The organism is Bacillus cereus group sp. N14, from assembly GCF_016483555.1.
GTDB classification, from domain to species: Bacteria; Bacillota; Bacilli; order Bacillales; family Bacillaceae_G; genus Bacillus_A; species Bacillus_A wiedmannii.
On record NZ_JAEHBQ010000006.1, the window covers coordinates 13,727 to 29,826 of the forward strand.

Sequence of the window (16,100 nt, forward strand, 5' to 3'; positions counted from 1 at the left end):
TTCCCTTTGGACAAACGTTTTTTAGAAGCGTTTGTTCTTTTTGTATTGGTTCCTTTTTTGAATTAAGCCGCTTGATTATCAGGCATGGTACAATTGTAAACGACACCTAATATATCAAAGACTGTTTTCCTCTCATATCGATGGGATTTCCGTCCATCATTTACCGCCTCAAATCTATTCGGTTTTAAACGTATATTCAAAACAAAATATATGACAAATAAATAACGACAGTTACTGTAATTATGCTGAAAAGTGTTGAAAATAAAACGATTTGTGCATGTAGTTCAGGCTCTATTTGATACTCCATAGCAATGGTTGATGTATTTCTTGAAGTAGGAAAAGAACTTGCAATAAATAATGATTGTGCAACAATACCATCAATGTTTAGTAGGTAGATCATGGCAAGTGCTAATAATGGTCCCATCAGTAGCCTTCCAATTAAAGCCCATGTTATGACTCGATGGAAAAAATTAAGCTTAATGTTGGATAATTGTGCTCCTAGCAATATGAGTGCTATTGCAACAAAACTATTCCCAAGCTGATTAAGAGGTAGAAAGATAGAATTAGGTATTTGAATTGTAAAAGATTGAAAGAGAACCCCTAATATGAGTGCATAAAACACAGGCAGTCTTAGAAATGATCGAATAATACTTCCGATTGTTTTTGTTGCTGATAGTAAGTTATATATCCCATACGAATAAGTTAAAATATTCTGAAAAATAACAATAAAAATTTGAATGGAAACCCCCACTGGATTGTGACTAAAAATCAATTGACTTACTGGTAATCCATAATTACCGGAATTCATTAACGAAATGCTATTTTTTAGAGCTGCACTTTCTCCTTTTTCTAACTTTAATGTTTTTGAAATGAAATGACTTACTATCATCACACTCAGACTGTAAAGCATTAAATAGTATATTATCTGGAGCAACAAACCTGTTTCTATACTAATATCATATATATTCACAAATACAGCTGCTGGCATCAAGCAATAAGTAATAAGTGTAGATAGCTGCTTTAAGTTAAATTGGAACTTTCTTTGTAAGATTGCACCAATTAGCATCAATATTAATATTGGTAATATTACGTCTAATATAATAAAAACAAACATTTAAAACCTCATTCTAAATATATTTTATTTGGATTAAACACTTTAAAAAATATGGACACATTTAATTCAAATGTAGACCCTGACGCTACCTAAAATACCATTTAAAAGCATTCGTATACAGGATGTTATCGGTAGCTTGTTCATCAAATAGCTGTTGAATCAATTTGATATCTGCATACTCAAAAGGTCTTTTCGCTCTGGTAGATGGTAAATCTGTTCCAAACATAAGTGCATCTGGGTTAACTTCATAAATCGACTTTAAGGCATTCTCAACATCTAATTCGACACGACCAAAACCAGTAGCTTTCACATGTACCCCTTTATCAACTAGTTTTAATAAATGTGGTAAACCTTCTTCTGATAACCCTAAATGATCAATTGATATAGCTGGTAACTTTTCTATAGTGGATGCAATTTCGGGCAACTCTTTTGCATCCATATAAAGCTCACTATGCCATCCTACTAATTCATGAACTCTTCTAGCAAAGTAATCCAACTTCGATAAATCTTCTGAACCACCTCTTTTAATATTAAAACGTAATGCTTTTATCCCATTTTCATTTAAATTTAGTATTTCTTCATCCGTCACTGTAGAAGGTAATTGTGTTACGCCACAAAATGTTGAACCCAACTGTTTTAGTGTCTTTAATAAATATTCTTGATCAAACCCTTGGAAAGAACCAGATACGATCGCTCCACCAATTACATTCAAATTAGGAGTTTCATTCTGATAGTCTTCTACAATAAAGTTGGGCGGAAAATATCCTTGGTTCTCAATAACCGGAAAATTAAAATCAATAATATGAAAATGTGCATCAAAAATTCTCATTTCATTTCCCTCCCCTCTCTTTTCTTTAACATATCAAATATGACTCATAAAGAAAATTATGGATTATTTATACAAATTCATAATCTTATCTTATCGACCTAAACTTTATTCTTTATTTTAAGTGTACTTTTTCACAATATCCATTAGCCTTACCAAAAAATCTGGCCCTAAAAAATATGAAGTTTTTTCTTGTTATAAATACCGTCATATATTTTTATAATTTCGGGATATTTATATATGTTTCTATATATAAATATATAGTTTTTTAGAAAGGAGCGACTATTTATCGATTCGTTAGCGATCAATAGTCATCGTTTCATTCAAAAGTTATTACTTTCGTTCTCGTTATATTCCGAATGTTTTATGAGGATTTTTCGGTTGTTCATTTCAGTCTTATAACAATCGTACTGTTGCTTTTACTTTGGAAACTTTCAATAGACAATAAACTGAGTTCTCGATTGTTGAATTAGATTTAAGTTCATACATTTATCTCTTAATATCTTTATCTGTAGGCAAAACAATTGCAGCTATTATATAAAGTAACACTGTAAATCCGCTAGAAAAAAAGGCTGATAATGCAGTTACTATACGAAGGATACTAACATCAATTCCATACTTATCACTTAAACCACCTAATACACCTGATACTTGTTTATCTTGAGTAGACTTATATAATTTTTTCATCTAAACACCCCGATTCAATTAAATATTTGTATGTTAAAAATTAGTTCGATCTTTGGAAGAAATTTAAACTTTCTTTAACTAACCTGCCCTTTAATTGAATAACACCTGACATCTATATTTTAACATAAAATCCCATAAGCCTTCTTTTTTTCATTTTAAAACCACATTATTTTAGAAAACAAGCGTTTGTTGAGATATCAATAAAAAACATGTTAGAGCCTATTACTAAAAGAACCATACCAAAATACTTTGGGACGGTTCTTTTTCCTGATTAATGATTCTTTAACATCACTAACAGTTTCTCTTGGCTATACATCCATACTGTAATGATTAAACAAGCAAGTGCGACTTCTGATAATGCCATAAATCCAATTGCATAATGGCCTGTTAGTTGGAATAGTAAAGTTAAAATTAGCGGCGGGAAGAACCCTCCTAGTCCGCCTAAGGCTGAAACAAGTCCGTTTACAATCCCTGCTTGCTCTGAGAAGTACATTGGAACGAGTTTGAAAATTGTACCATTACCAATCCCTGCACAAAATGCGACTAGTAAGCAACCAAATGTATACACGTTCATACTAGGCATAAATGATAAAATAATACCTGAAAGTGTTAAACCGATAAATACGAAGATTAATATTTTAAATGGGTTAAATTTATCACCTAGCCAACCGCCAATTGGACGCATCATTGTTGCTAATACGATGAATCCAGCTGTCCGCATACCTGCATCCACTTTCTCTAATCCGAAGTGAGATACTAAAAAGTTTGGTAAGTATACTGTAAATGCGACAAATGATCCGAATGTTAAAAAGTAAAAGATACATAGAAACCAAAGTTTTTCATTTTTATATACACCTTGAATTTGTTCCATTAATGGTGTATTCACCTTTTTCTCCTTACGATCGCCTAATAAAAAGTTCATAAGTGCAAATGCTGCAAGTAAAACTAAATAACACTGTACTGTCGTTCTCCAGCCAACTGAAGTTGCAATGACAGGTGCTAAAAACGAAGTAATTGCTGTTCCGGCGTTACCGACACCGTAAATACCATTTACAAAACCGTGACTCTCTTTCGGAAAGTATTTCGGTAAAGATGTTACGCCTACAGAGAATACTGCGCCACCGATTCCGACAAATAATCCACCAATAATTAAATCCATCATTGAATTGGCAACACTAATATAAAAGACAGGAAATAATAATAGAATAAAACTAATAAAGAATAATTTTCTTGCTCCGAAACGATTTGTCCAATAACCAATTGGAATGCGAAGAACAGAACCTAAAATAACCGGTACTGCTGTTACCATAGAAATTTGTCCCGCAGTTAATGGAATATCCGCTTTAATATAAGGCATTAACGATGATAAAATGACCCATACCATAAAACCGATAACTAGATTAGAAGTTTGTAAACTTAATTGAAAATTAGGACTTTTCATCCTGTTCCCTCCTATGTATGCATAGTTATATTCATTCCCTCCAGCCTAATCACGTCCTAACATGATTAGGCTGAAAAGAATCAACCACCACTTACTGGCGGAATCATTGCTATAACATCGCCAGTTTGAATGATGTCATCCTCTAGTGCATACTCTTCATTGATAGCGACCATGATCTCACTTGAAATCGCTACATTGTATTTCTTAATGAGCACTTCCTTTAGTTCAGCAACCGTAATATTTTCACAATCTATGTGTAATGCTGGCTTACTTACTTCTTCTTGTAAATGTGCAAATAATAGTACTTCAATCATATTCTCAACTCCTTTCCAGGCTCACCATTTGCATATGCTACCTTCTCTAACTGATCACCAATCCATGATTCACCATCTTCCCAGAACTCTTTCTTCCAAATGGGAACAATTTGTTTTATACGCTCCATAATATATTCGTTTGCCTCATAGGCAGCTTCCCGGTGTGGTGTAGAAACAGCGACGACAACAGCAAAATCAGAAATTTGTAATGTACCAATGCGATGTGTAATGGCGACATATGTCTCAGGCCACTTCTCTCCTACTTCGGTGCCAATTTTCTCAAGCTGTTTTTCTGCCATTGTTTTATATGCTACATACTCTAAATATAGTGTACGACGGCCTTTCGTAAATTCTCTAACAGTACCAATGAAAGTAGTAACTGCGCCGCATTCACGACGAATTACTTTGTTTGTAACTTCTTCAATTGAAATAGGTGTATCAATTACTTCATAATACGTATGTGTCATCTTGCACCTCTTATCTTTGTATAAGTTAGTAATCTATTTTTCTATTATTTGTATGATCGAAGTGGTTCTTCCCAAGGCCACTCACTTCCGGCGTTTGATTCTAATAAAAGTACCGAAACAGTAATTCCTGCTTCAAATCCTCTCGTTCCTCCCGGCAGGACGATACATGCGTTCGCCTCTGCAAGTGAAGAAATGGCACTAGATTTGTCTAAACCAACTGGTGTCACTTGCAATTTTCCATCTACAATTTCCACTTTCCCTCTTACAAAACGAGTAAATGGGTTTGCTTTCGGAAAATCTTTCTGTAAAATTGCTTCCGCTCGATATACATGCGGATCTTTCTTATGCAAGTATGTTCTAATGACTGGCCTAACATATAATTCACAACCGACATAACAAGCAGAAGGGTTACCAGATAGACCAAATAGTAGTTTTCCTTCTAACTCAGCTACAGTTGTCACACTTCCTGGTCGCATCGCTATTTTGTTAAAAAGTACATTAGCTTGTAACCTTTCATAAATAGCAGGTAAATAGTCATAGTCTCCTACTGAAACACCACCAGTTGTAATTAAAATATCGACTTCTTTTATCGCTTTTTTTACAGTGTTATAACACGTCTCAAAATCGTCAGCGAATTGTCCATAATACTGTACAACTCCGCCCGCTCGTTCAATTTGAGCAGCAATCATATAAGAGTTACTATTTCGTATCTTCCCTGACTTTAATTGTTCATGTACTTCAAGTAATTCACTCCCTGTCGTCACAATCCCAACAACTGGGTGTTTTACAACATGTACTACACTATAACCAAACGTAGCAAGAAGCGCTGCTACTCCAGGGTTAATAACAGTCCCTTTTCTCACAAGAATGCTATTTTGTTTTACATCCTCTCCTTTAAAAGAAATGTTATCCCCAGAAGAGAAAGAACGTTTTAATTTCATATATGTCTTTTCATTTTCTTCAAACCCTTCTGTTAGCTCTAACATAACAACTGCATTACACCCTTTCGGAATTGCGGCTCCTGTCATAATACGGACAGCTTGAAATGCTTTCACTTCTTCTGTAAAAACAAAACCGGCTCCAATTTCGCCAATCACTTCAAACTGAATGGGGTTACTGCTACTTGCTTCTATTGTATCTTCCGCTCGAATTGCAAACCCGTCGTACGGAGAGCGATCAAAATGCGGAACATCATGGTCTGCATTAACATCTTCTCCTAGCGTTCTACCGTAGCTTTCTATAAGAGAAACCTTTTCTATTTCACCCTGGTAGGCATATTCCATTACACGTGCAACTGCTTCTGCCACTGGAATTGGTATACGTTTTTCTAACATTTTTTCACCTCGTTTTAATAAATTGAAACCCTCTTACTCTTTATCCCATATATTTTGCGTATAATCGTTTTGCTATTTTCACATCATTTGTCCCATGAATAAATGCCCTACCGTCTGTAAATAAAACGAAACGATATTGATCAATTAGAAATGATAGTAAGTACGGTGTTTTTTGGACATGTACACTTTTTTGTAATCGTTTTTGAATTTCGGTTAAATTAAGATCTCTCTTTATTCCTGAACGGATTTGAACTGTATTCCGTCCGCATAACACTTCCGTTTTCATTTGCGCTTCAAATGCTAGACTTGGATACGTTCGTGATTTCCCGCAAGATGGACATGTACTTTTTCTCTGTCTATTTACTTTTAATGAGAGATATTGATTGTTCCAAATATCAAATGATAACATTGTTCCTCGCAGCGCCTCAAAATCATCCACCAATATTTTTATCGCCTCTGTTACTTGGTGAGCAACAACCATCTGTACAGCTGGCTGAATAATTCCGGCTGTATCGCATGTTGCACCGCCCATAGGATGATCCATCAGACAGCGAAAACATGGTGTTTTCCCAGGAAGAATTGTATACGTTACACCGTAACTTCCAATGCAGCCACCATATATCCAAGGTATATTTTCTTTTTGTGAAATGTCATTTATAAGTAGGCGCGTATCGAAATTGTCAGTCGCATCTATTATAAGATCCACTTCTTTTGTTAACTCTGCTATTTCTTGCATTGTGACATCCGTTACAACTGGTATAATTTTCACTTCAGAATTAATCTTTCTTACATGTTCTGCCGCTGCAATTGCTTTCGGTTTACACTGGTGTACATCTTCTTCTGTATATAACTGTTGCCGCTGTAAATTACTCCATTCGACGTAATCACGGTCGGCAATTGTCAATTTCCCAATTCCCATCCTTACGAGTGCTTCTGCATTTGCAGCTCCTAGTGCACCCGCACCGATTAAGAGCACATGCTTTTCTCTTATTTTTCTTTGACCCATTTCACCAATTCCAGAAAACAATACTTGCCTTGAATATCGCCCTTGCATAGGGAATCCTCCTTTCGCTATCCGCCAATGTATGACATTTCAACTTTTGGACGTTTATTTGTACTTTCCGCCGTTCTTTCATCTGAATATCGATCTGTTCTATATCGCCACGTATGTTGTAAAATTTTTAATAGTGATGCATCAGGAATATTTTCTCGAAGAAGCGTTCGTAAATCCGTTCCTTTCGTTCCAAATAGGCACGTAAAAAACTTACCGTCTGCCGAAATACGAGCTCTCGTACAAGAGGAACAAAATGACTCAGATACTGAAGTAATAAATCCAACTTCTGCATCGCTCCCTACATATCGATACAATTTCGCAACTTCTCCAAAATAATTAGGCTTAACGGGCTCTATCGGATATACACGATTAATCGTCTCTATTAATTGTTCCTTCGTAATAACTTGTTCAAAATTCCATCCGTTCGTACTGCCCACATCCATAAACTCAATAAAACGGAGCTGAATTTCTTGTTCTTTAAAATAACGAGCCATATGAAGAATTTGACTATCATTCATCCCTTTTTTTACGACCATATTTACCTTTACTTCTAATCCAGCAGTCTTTGCTGCTTCAATTCCTTTCAGTACAGGTTTTGTACTTACATTTCTTCCGTTAATTTTTTGGAAGACATGGTCCTCTATCGCATCTAAACTAATATTTACACGTTTTAATCCCGCCTCTTTTAGCGCCTTAGCTTGTTTTGCTAAATGTATACCGTTTGTTGTGAGCCCAATATCTTTTAAACCTTCTAGCTTTGTAAGACTTGCAATTAACTGCGGTAAGTCTTTACGCAATAAAGGTTCGCCGCCAGTAAGCCTAATTTTATTGACTCCCATACTTATAAACAATCTTGCTAATCTTTCTATTTCATCGAACGTTAATAAAAACTCTTCTTGTAAAAAAGCGTAATCAGGCCCGAACACTTCAGCAGGCATACAATATGTGCACCTAAAATTACAACGATCAATAACTGAAATACGTAAATCTTGAAGTGGTCGTTCTAAAGAATCTTTCATTTTCTCGTGCATCTATATCCCTTCTTTTCTGCTGCAATCCTTAGTAAGCTTTCAATTTTTTTATTTGCCTTCATTATAAAAAAGAAGCGACATATTCAATGTGACTTTTCTCACATTACTTTCCCCATTCAAAAATTCTTCACAAATCTGTTCGAATTTTGTTCACATCTCCATCCCCTTACTACTTACGGTCATTGAAATTTTACATTATTTTTAAAATAGCTCTTGCATTTTCAGCATATTTACACTCAAAATAGGAAATGTATTGCTTATAAGAAGAAAGGTGATTGCTGTGACAAACAGTATGACATTATCTCAAGATTTAAAGGAATTACTTGCATCTGTTGAATATAAAATGCAGATTAAAAAAGGAAGTTTTATTTTTCAAGAAGGTATGGACGCGACAGAACTCTATATCGTCCACTCAGGAAAAGTACAAATTAGTAAACTAAGTGCTGACGGGCAAGAATTAACACTTCGGATTTGTTCGGAATATGACATTATCGGAGAATTAACATTGTTCACGGACAATGCGAAGTATTTATTAAATTCAAAATGCCTTGAAGATGTTGAAGTAGGCGTTATAAAGCGTGAAGCGTTAGAAAAAGCATTACTCCAAAAGCCCGCACTTGTATTTGAATTTATGAAATGGATTAGTGAACATTTAAGAAGAATGCAGACGAAGTTTCGAGATTTAGTATTACACGGCAAAAAAGGTGCCCTATATTCTACTCTCATACGAATGACAAATAGTTATGGTGTTTTAAAAGAAAATGGAATTCTCATCGATTTACCATTAACGAATCAAGAACTTGCTAATTTCTGTGCAACTTCACGTGAAAGTGTAAATCGAATGTTAAATGAATTAAAAAAGCAAGGTACAATTTCTATTCATAAAGGAAAGATTACAATTCACGATTTACAATTTTTAAAATGTGCAATTGCTTGTGAAGATTGCTCTGCTTCTGTTTGTAGCATTGATTAGCATCTTATTTAGATACTTATACCTATAAGGAAAGCCGAGGTCTCCAATTAGATCTCGGCTTTCCTTATAAATTACTAAACATATAAAACTAAATCATTTTTTCAATTCATTTGGAATACGTCTTCTGTAAATTACATAACTACGGCTTACATATTTAATTGGGGCACTAAATACATGTACCAGTCTAGTAAATGGCCATACTGCAAAAAGCCCTAAGCCTGCGAGAATATGAATTTTAAACCATACAGGTACTTCCGTCATATATTCAACTTTCGGTTGGAAAATAAAGAGACTTCGGAACCAAGGACCTATCGTTGTACGATAATCAAATCCTTTTGAGTCGATGTTTAAAAATGTTGAAGAAAGCCCTGCCATCATAACGATAAGTAATAAAATAAGCGCAATATAATCTCCCTTTGTACTCGTTGCAATGATGCGTTTTACCGTTACACGGCGGTATGTTAATATAATTAAACCGATGATAGAAGCAACACCTGCCGGAAGCCCGAAACTAATTGCTACTACATGATACATATGCTCAGAAATACCTATTGAACGATATACAGCTTCTGGAATTAAAATCCCCATAACATGACCGCCAATTACGAACATGATCCCAAAGTGGAATAATATACTTCCGATTCGGAGCATTTTCTTTTCTAATAGTTCACTAGATTTTGATGTCCATCCAAATTGATCATAGTTGTATCTGAAAATATGTCCACCGATAAAGATTGCAAAAATGATATAGGGAAACAATACCCATAGAAATTGATCCATCATTTTAACAACTCTCCTTTCTAATTTGTCTGTACACCCCATGCATCGATAGCGAGTAGAACAGCCGCAAGAATTGGTTCATACATACTATCTGCTTCTTTTAACTGAACGTGTAATGCTTGTATGTTCCCCTTGTATTTACTCATAATTAGTTCACTGTCTTGCTCATTTGCATTTGCAAAAAATTCGAGTAATAGCGGTAAATAATCAGGGAGTTCTTTATCTGTTACTTCAAAACCAGATTTTTTATAATGTTGTTTTAACTCTAGTAATTCAATACCTCTTTCTCTTTGTTCACCAGTGTTCATATAAGTAAGATACATATTTGTTTTCTTACCAAAATCGAATGTATATACGTAACTGTCAATGAGTTGATCATTCGTTTTATCTAGCACCTGTTTTACAAATGCTGTAAGTGATACTTTAACGTCTTCCTGTTCAATTGCTGCAATCTCTTCTTGTAATTCAGTTACATCTTCTCTCCACCCTAGTTCCGGGTAGGAGAGAAGGAATGAAGAACAGGAAAAAGCAGTTTGTAAACTTTGTTTCATATTTTTCTGCCTCCTTTATTTAAGAAATTGTCATACAAGAGCCTGGGCCACCTGCGAATGATAAACCACAGCTTCCTTGTTCGTTATATAAATCTGCAACTTGTTCGCGGTGAGTGGCCGGAATGACGAAGCGATCTTTATATTTTGCGATAGCAAGAAGACGATACATATCTTCTACATCCTGTTTCGTTAAACCAAGTTCTTTTAATACAGCTTCATTTGGTTCTTTATTAATTTGCAGTGCTCTCATATGCGTTCGCATGACAGCCATTTTTTTTAATGTAAGACGAATGTGTGATTCATCTCCTGCAGTGAGTAAGTTCGCTAAATATTGAATTGGAATACGCATATTATCGATAGCAGGGAAAATCTCTTCTGCTTGCCAGTTGCTTCCTTTCCCTTCCACCATGTTCATAATTGGACTAAGTGGCGGTATATACCAAACCATTGGCATTGTACGATACTCTGGATGAAGAGGTAGAGCAATTTTCCAATCGATAATCATTTTATAGATTGGCGACTGTTGTGCCGCTTTAATCCATTCTTCAGGAATGCCTTGTTTTTTCGCTTCAGCTGCTACTTCAGGATCATTTGGATCTAGGAAAACAGTAAGCTGAGATTCATATAAATCTTTTTCATCTCCAACAGAAGCTGCTTCTTTTACTTTATCAGCATCATATAGCATTACCCCAATATATCGAATACGTCCTACACATGTTTCCGAACAAATCGTTGGCATACCAGCTTCAATACGCGGGAAACACATTGTACATTTCTCAGCTTTATTCGTTTGCCAGTTAAAGTACACTTTTTTATATGGACAAGACGATACACAGAATCTCCATGCCCGACATGCGTTTTGATCCACAAGAACAATCCCATCTTCTTCACGTTTATACATCGCACCAGATGGACAAGATGATACGCAAGATGGATTCATACAATGTTCGCATATGCGTGGTAAATACATCATAAAGACATTCTCAAAATCTGTTTTAATTTCTTCTTCCATTTTCTTTACGTTCGGATCTTGCAATCCTGTTATATGTCCACCAGCTAAATCATCTTCCCAGTTTGGACCCCATTCAATTTTGTCAATAAATTCACCTGTAATTGCTGATTTCGGACGAGCAACTGGTTGATGCTTACGCTGCGGACTATTTGTTAACGTTTCATAATCATAGTTCCAAGGTTCAAAGTAATCATCGATTGTTGGTTGATCTGGATTGTGGAAAATATTCATAAGGCGTTTCATTTTCGAACCAGATTTCAGCTGAATTTCACCATTTTTCAATTCCCAGCCGCCTTTATATTTCTCTTGATCTTCCCATTGCTTCGGATAACCAATACCAGGTTTCGTTTCTACGTTATTGAAGTACATATATTCAGCACCTGGACGATTTGTCCAGGTGTTTTTGCATGTTACGCTACAAGTATGGCAGCCGATGCATTTATCTAGGTTCATTACCATTCCGACTTGTGCTTTAATCTTCAAGCCAATCTACCTCCTTCAGTTTACGGATTACGACATTTAAGTCACGCTGGTTCCCAGTTGGACCATAGTAGTTAAATCCATAGCTTAATTGGCCATATCCACCAATCATATGTGTTGGTTTAACATGAATACGGGTTGGACTATTATGTGTTCCCCCGCGGGTGCTTGTTAATTTCGTACCAGGTACGTTAATGTGGCGATCTTGCGCATGGTGCATAAATGCCATTCCTCTCGGTATACGGTGCGTTACAACAGCACGTGCTACGACAACACCGTTACGGTTAAAGCACTCGATCCAATCATTATCAGCAACTCCAGCTTCTTCCGCATCCTCTTTATTCATCCAAACAGTTGGACCACCTCTAAACAGCGTTAACATCGGCAAGGAATCAAAGTACATACTATGAATCGACCACTTATTATGCGGTGTTAAATAGTTTAGTGTAATTTCTTTTCCTTCTACTTCAGGTCTAGATTTACGGAAAGGTTTATGTTGCAGTATTGGCTTAAATGTTGCCATCGTTTCACCAAACTCTTTCATCATGTCGTGATCTAAGTAGAAAGATTGTCGACCAGTTATCGTTCTCCAAGGAATGAGACGTTCCACATTTGTTGTAAATGGTGAATAACGTCGTCCACCTTTTTCAGAACCTGTGAAGGCTGGAGAAGTGATTACTGTTTTCGGTTGTGCTGTAATTTGTTCGAATGTGAAGCATTCTTCTTCACGTTCTTCTGCTAAATCACGTAGTTTTAAATCCGTTTGTTTTTCAAGTGCTTCCCATGCTTTTACAGCCATGTGACCGTTTGTTGTAGAAGAAAGTGTTAATACCGCTTCAGCAGCATTGATTGCTTCTTTTATGTCTGGGCAACCTTTCGCAATAGAATCTGTTCGAACAACTCCTAATCGGCTCTTTAATTGCTCATATTCTTTTTCTGCAGACCAAGAAATCCCTTTCGTACCAATCGGTTGCTTTCCAGCATTTGGCCCAAGCGCTGTCATTTTTTCATAAATCGTTTTATAATCCCTTTCGACAACATGAATTTGTGGCATCGTTTTACCTGGGATTGGTTCACACTCGCCTTTGCTCCAATCTTTAATCTTGCCGAGTGGTTGTGCTAATTCTTGCGGTGTATCGTGAAGAAGTGGTGTTGCAACGATTTCTTTCATTGGTTCAAGATCGATTTTCTTCGCTAAATCTGACACAGCTTTAGAAAGAGCGGTGAAAATATCCCAGTCAGATCGTGCTTCCCACGGTGAACCGATTGCTGGGTTAAATGGATGCACAAATGGATGCATATCTGTACTACTTAAATCGTGCTTCTCATACCAAGTTGAAGCTGGTAAGACGATATCAGAATAAAGTGCTGTTCCAGCCATGCGGAAATCTAAATTAATAAGTAGATCAAGCTTCCCTTCCGGTGCGTCCTCATGCCACTTAATTTCTTCTGGTCGTATTGAATCACTATCGTCATTCATTAACCCGTTTGTTGTACCTAATAAATGTTTTAAGAAATATTCGTGTCCTTTACCAGAACTTGAAATTAAGTTTGCACGCCATACGAATAAGTTGCGCGGGAAGTTATTTTTGTTATCTGGATCTTCAATCGCAAATTTCAGTTCTTTTTCTTTTAATTTTTGTGCAACATATTTCCCGATTTCCTCTTGCGTTGTTGCACCAGCGGCAACAGCTTCTTTATATAATTCAATTCCATTTTTCTCAAATGTCGGATAAGAAGGTAACCAGCCGAGTCGTGCTGCTAATACGTTATAATCACCGTGATGTTGATAACGTGAGTTACCTTCAATTGGTGATGCTAAATGGCCAACAGGTGTATCTTCATAACGCCATTGATCTGTTACGAAATAGAAGAAAGATGTACCGTTTTGTAATTTTGGTGGCCCTTGCCAATCTTTTGCCATCGCAATCGTTTGCCATCCTTCTGCTGGACGCAGCTTTTCTTGGCCAACATAATGTGCCCAACCGCCGCCATTTACACCTTGTGCCCCCACGAGAAGAACAAGATTTAAAACGGCACGATAAATCGTATCAGAGTTAAACCAATGGTTAATACCAGCTCCAACAATAATCATCGAACGACCATTTGTATCAACAGCATTTTGTGCGAACTCACGAGCGATTTGAATAATAAGCTCTCGTTTCACTCCCGTCATTTTCTCTTGCCATGCAGGTGTAAACGGCATATCATCATTGAAGTCTTTCGGCTCTTGTCCGCCAAGTCCTCGGTTCACACCGTAATTTGCTAACGTTAAGTCGTATACAGTTGTAACGAACGCTTCGCCTTCTTCTGTCATAACCTTTTTCACTGGAATTGTGCGTTCTAATACTTTGTTTCCATCATCAGAGAAGTACGGAATTTGTACCGTACCAACCGCATCTTCCATTCCAAGTAAAGAAAGGCGTGGATCAATCTTTTCACCTGTTTGTTCATCTTCTAAACGTAAGTTCCATTTCTTTTCGTTATCCCAACGTGACCCCATTGTGCCTTGAGGTGTTGCAAAATCATTCGTGTTTTCGTTCCATAGTACAGGTTTCCATTCTCCTAACTTCGTTTCGCGTCCAATATCAGAAGCATTTAAGAAACGATCAGCAACGAATTGATCTCCTTTTTGTTTCAATGTGACGAAGAAAGGAAAATCAGTGTATTGCTTCGCATACTTTGTGAAGTATTCCACTTGATTATCTACGTAAAATTCTTGTAAGATCACGTGCCCCATTGCCATCGCAAGTGCACCGTCTGTACCTTGTTTCACACTAATCCAATCATCCGCAAACTTTGTTGACTCGGCGAAGTCAGGACTGACAGAAACAACTTTCGTTCCTTTATATCGAACCTCTGCTAAAAAGTGTGCATCTGGTGTTCTCGTCATCGGAACATTTGAACCCCATGTCATAATGTAACCAGAGTTATACCAGTCACTACTTTCTGGTACATCTGTTTGATCACCCCAAATTTGCGGAGAAGCTGGTGGTAAATCCGCGTACCAATCATAGAAGCTAAGCATCGGCCCGCCCATAAGTTGCATAAAGCGGCTACCAGCTGCATGACTTAACATCGACATAGCTGGAATTGGTGAGAAACCAACATTTCGGTCTGGACCGTATTTCATTACTGTGTAAAGTAAAGAAGCTGAAACGAGTTGTAATACTTCATCCCAATTCGCACGAACGAATCCTCCTTTACCACGTGCCTGCTTATACTTTCGTGCTTTTTCAGGGTTTTCCACAATACTTTTCCAAGCGTCTAGTGGTGATTCGTTATTTTGTAGTTCTTCTTGCCACATACTCCAAAGAACACCACGTACATACGGATATTTCACACGAAGTGGACTATAGATGTACCAAGAAAAACTTGCTCCACGTGGACATCCTCGCGGTTCAAAATCAGGCATATCTGGACCTGTTGTTGGATAGTTAAGCTCCTGCCCTTCCCAAGTTACAATTCCATCTTTCACATAAATGTTCCAACTACATGAACCAGTACAGTTCACGCCATGTGTAGAACGAATTACTTTATCATGTTGCCAACGCTTTCTGTACACATTCTCCCATTCGCGATCTTCATATGTTTCTTGTGTATGATTATCGTTATAACGATCTATTGGCGAAAAATATTTTAAACGTCTCATTAGTGCTGAATGTTTCTTCTTCATACTGTTCACTCCTTTAATACGTCTCTCTTACATACCCTTACTATAAGAGAGGTTGTAAAATACAGATGTGACATTTCGCACAGTTCAAGAGATTGTCAAAAATTCCGAAAAAAATATAAAAAAGTGAAAATCTAATCATTGTGGAGGGTTCATATCCTTCACTGACTGTTAAATTACTTCCTTGCTTCTAGCAAAGGTTAAGATGAAGTACAGATATGCAAAAAATTTCTTATATAATAGAGGAAGTAATTTGGGAGTAGTTAAATTTGATATGCCTAAATCGTTAGATGAATTAACAAATGAAAATATAATACTTTAAATCCACCATACCAAGGGTAACTATCCTGAAAATAGTTGAAC

The 16,100-nt window shown here is 36.6% G+C and carries 14 protein-coding genes; 1 reads left to right on the forward strand and 13 read right to left on the reverse strand.

What is annotated here, in order from left to right; translation table 11 throughout:
- Window positions 1–196: 196 nt before the first annotated feature.
- From JDS82_RS10935 to moaA, 9 genes are all read right to left on the reverse strand, one after another.
- The gene (locus tag JDS82_RS10935) at window positions 197–1,114 is read right to left on the reverse strand and encodes an AEC family transporter (protein ID WP_000497511.1); all 918 of its coding nucleotides are present in this window, start codon (window positions 1,112–1,114) and stop codon (window positions 197–199) included.
- A gap of 85 nt (window positions 1,115–1,199) precedes the next feature.
- Entirely contained in the window at window positions 1,200–1,943 is a 744-nt protein-coding gene (locus tag JDS82_RS10940) for an amidohydrolase family protein (RefSeq protein ID WP_199713233.1), read from the reverse strand.
- Between the two features lie 486 nt (window positions 1,944–2,429).
- Entirely contained in the window at window positions 2,430–2,627 is a 198-nt protein-coding gene (locus JDS82_RS10945) for a PspC domain-containing protein (RefSeq protein ID WP_000737851.1), read from the reverse strand.
- Between the two features lie 271 nt (window positions 2,628–2,898).
- On the reverse strand, window positions 2,899–4,068 hold the full coding sequence (gene narK / locus JDS82_RS10950; protein WP_000841868.1) for a nitrate transporter NarK: 1,170 nt from the start codon (window positions 4,066–4,068) through the stop codon (window positions 2,899–2,901).
- 80 nt (window positions 4,069–4,148) lie between these two features.
- A complete protein-coding gene (moaD, locus tag JDS82_RS10955) occupies window positions 4,149–4,382 on the reverse strand; it encodes a molybdopterin converting factor subunit 1 (RefSeq protein ID WP_000573670.1) in 234 nt (77 codons plus the stop codon).
- Window positions 4,379–4,849, reverse strand: coding sequence for a molybdenum cofactor biosynthesis protein MoaE (locus JDS82_RS10960; RefSeq protein ID WP_199713234.1), 471 nt, complete (start codon window positions 4,847–4,849; stop codon window positions 4,379–4,381). The genes moaD and JDS82_RS10960 overlap by 4 nt, the downstream gene beginning before the upstream one ends.
- A 44-nt stretch (window positions 4,850–4,893) precedes the next feature.
- Window positions 4,894–6,183, reverse strand: a complete 1,290-nt coding sequence (locus JDS82_RS10965) for a molybdopterin molybdotransferase MoeA (protein WP_199713236.1) — start codon at window positions 6,181–6,183, stop codon at window positions 4,894–4,896.
- Window positions 6,184–6,223: 40 nt separating this feature from the next.
- Window positions 6,224–7,237: a molybdopterin-synthase adenylyltransferase MoeB gene (locus tag JDS82_RS10970; protein ID WP_064056656.1), complete on the reverse strand. Its 1,014-nt coding sequence runs from the start codon at window positions 7,235–7,237 to the stop codon at window positions 6,224–6,226.
- 17 nt (window positions 7,238–7,254) lie between these two features.
- A complete protein-coding gene (moaA, locus tag JDS82_RS10975; protein WP_199713238.1) occupies window positions 7,255–8,268 on the reverse strand; it encodes a GTP 3',8-cyclase MoaA in 1,014 nt (337 codons plus the stop codon).
- Window positions 8,269–8,548: 280 nt separating this feature from the next.
- Here moaA and JDS82_RS10980 point away from each other — a divergent pair, with 280 nt between their 5' ends.
- The gene (locus tag JDS82_RS10980) at window positions 8,549–9,241 is read left to right on the forward strand and encodes a Crp/Fnr family transcriptional regulator (RefSeq protein WP_064449668.1); all 693 of its coding nucleotides are present in this window, start codon (window positions 8,549–8,551) and stop codon (window positions 9,239–9,241) included.
- Between the two features lie 93 nt (window positions 9,242–9,334).
- Here JDS82_RS10980 and narI read toward each other — a convergent pair whose 3' ends face one another.
- Genes narI through JDS82_RS11000 form a run of 4 tightly spaced genes read right to left on the reverse strand, consistent with a single transcriptional unit; the run spans window position 9,335 to window position 15,740 of the window.
- Window positions 9,335–10,024, reverse strand: coding sequence for a respiratory nitrate reductase subunit gamma (gene narI, locus JDS82_RS10985; protein ID WP_000969202.1), 690 nt, complete (start codon window positions 10,022–10,024; stop codon window positions 9,335–9,337).
- 17 nt (window positions 10,025–10,041) lie between these two features.
- On the reverse strand, window positions 10,042–10,572 hold the full coding sequence (narJ, locus tag JDS82_RS10990; RefSeq protein WP_199713240.1) for a nitrate reductase molybdenum cofactor assembly chaperone: 531 nt from the start codon (window positions 10,570–10,572) through the stop codon (window positions 10,042–10,044).
- A gap of 19 nt (window positions 10,573–10,591) precedes the next feature.
- Window positions 10,592–12,067, reverse strand: coding sequence for a nitrate reductase subunit beta (gene narH, locus JDS82_RS10995; RefSeq protein WP_199713241.1), 1,476 nt, complete (start codon window positions 12,065–12,067; stop codon window positions 10,592–10,594).
- A complete protein-coding gene (locus JDS82_RS11000; protein ID WP_199713243.1) occupies window positions 12,057–15,740 on the reverse strand; it encodes a nitrate reductase subunit alpha in 3,684 nt (1,227 codons plus the stop codon). The genes narH and JDS82_RS11000 overlap by 11 nt, the downstream gene beginning before the upstream one ends.
- Window positions 15,741–16,100: the final 360 nt, after the last annotated feature.

Bases quoted from the DNA above. Each gene is read 5' to 3' on its own strand.
- JDS82_RS10970 (WP_064056656.1), bottom strand. From the start codon at position 7,237: ATGCAAGGGCGATATTCAAGGCAAGTATTGTTTTCTGGAATTGGTGAA.
- JDS82_RS10935 (WP_000497511.1), bottom strand. From the start codon at position 1,114: ATGTTTGTTTTTATTATATTAGACGTAATATTACCAATATTAATATTG.
- narJ (WP_199713240.1), bottom strand. From the start codon at position 10,572: ATGAAACAAAGTTTACAAACTGCTTTTTCCTGTTCTTCATTCCTTCTC.
- JDS82_RS10960 (WP_199713234.1), bottom strand. From the start codon at position 4,849: ATGACACATACGTATTATGAAGTAATTGATACACCTATTTCAATTGAA.
- narI (WP_000969202.1), bottom strand. From the start codon at position 10,024: ATGATGGATCAATTTCTATGGGTATTGTTTCCCTATATCATTTTTGCA.
- JDS82_RS10940 (WP_199713233.1), bottom strand. From the start codon at position 1,943: ATGAGAATTTTTGATGCACATTTTCATATTATTGATTTTAATTTTCCG.
- moaA (WP_199713238.1), bottom strand. From the start codon at position 8,268: ATGCACGAGAAAATGAAAGATTCTTTAGAACGACCACTTCAAGATTTA.
- moaD (WP_000573670.1), bottom strand. From the start codon at position 4,382: ATGATTGAAGTACTATTATTTGCACATTTACAAGAAGAAGTAAGTAAG.
- JDS82_RS10965 (WP_199713236.1), bottom strand. From the start codon at position 6,183: ATGTTAGAAAAACGTATACCAATTCCAGTGGCAGAAGCAGTTGCACGT.
- JDS82_RS11000 (WP_199713243.1), bottom strand. From the start codon at position 15,740: ATGAAGAAGAAACATTCAGCACTAATGAGACGTTTAAAATATTTTTCG.
- narK (WP_000841868.1), bottom strand. From the start codon at position 4,068: ATGAAAAGTCCTAATTTTCAATTAAGTTTACAAACTTCTAATCTAGTT.
- JDS82_RS10945 (WP_000737851.1), bottom strand. From the start codon at position 2,627: ATGAAAAAATTATATAAGTCTACTCAAGATAAACAAGTATCAGGTGTA.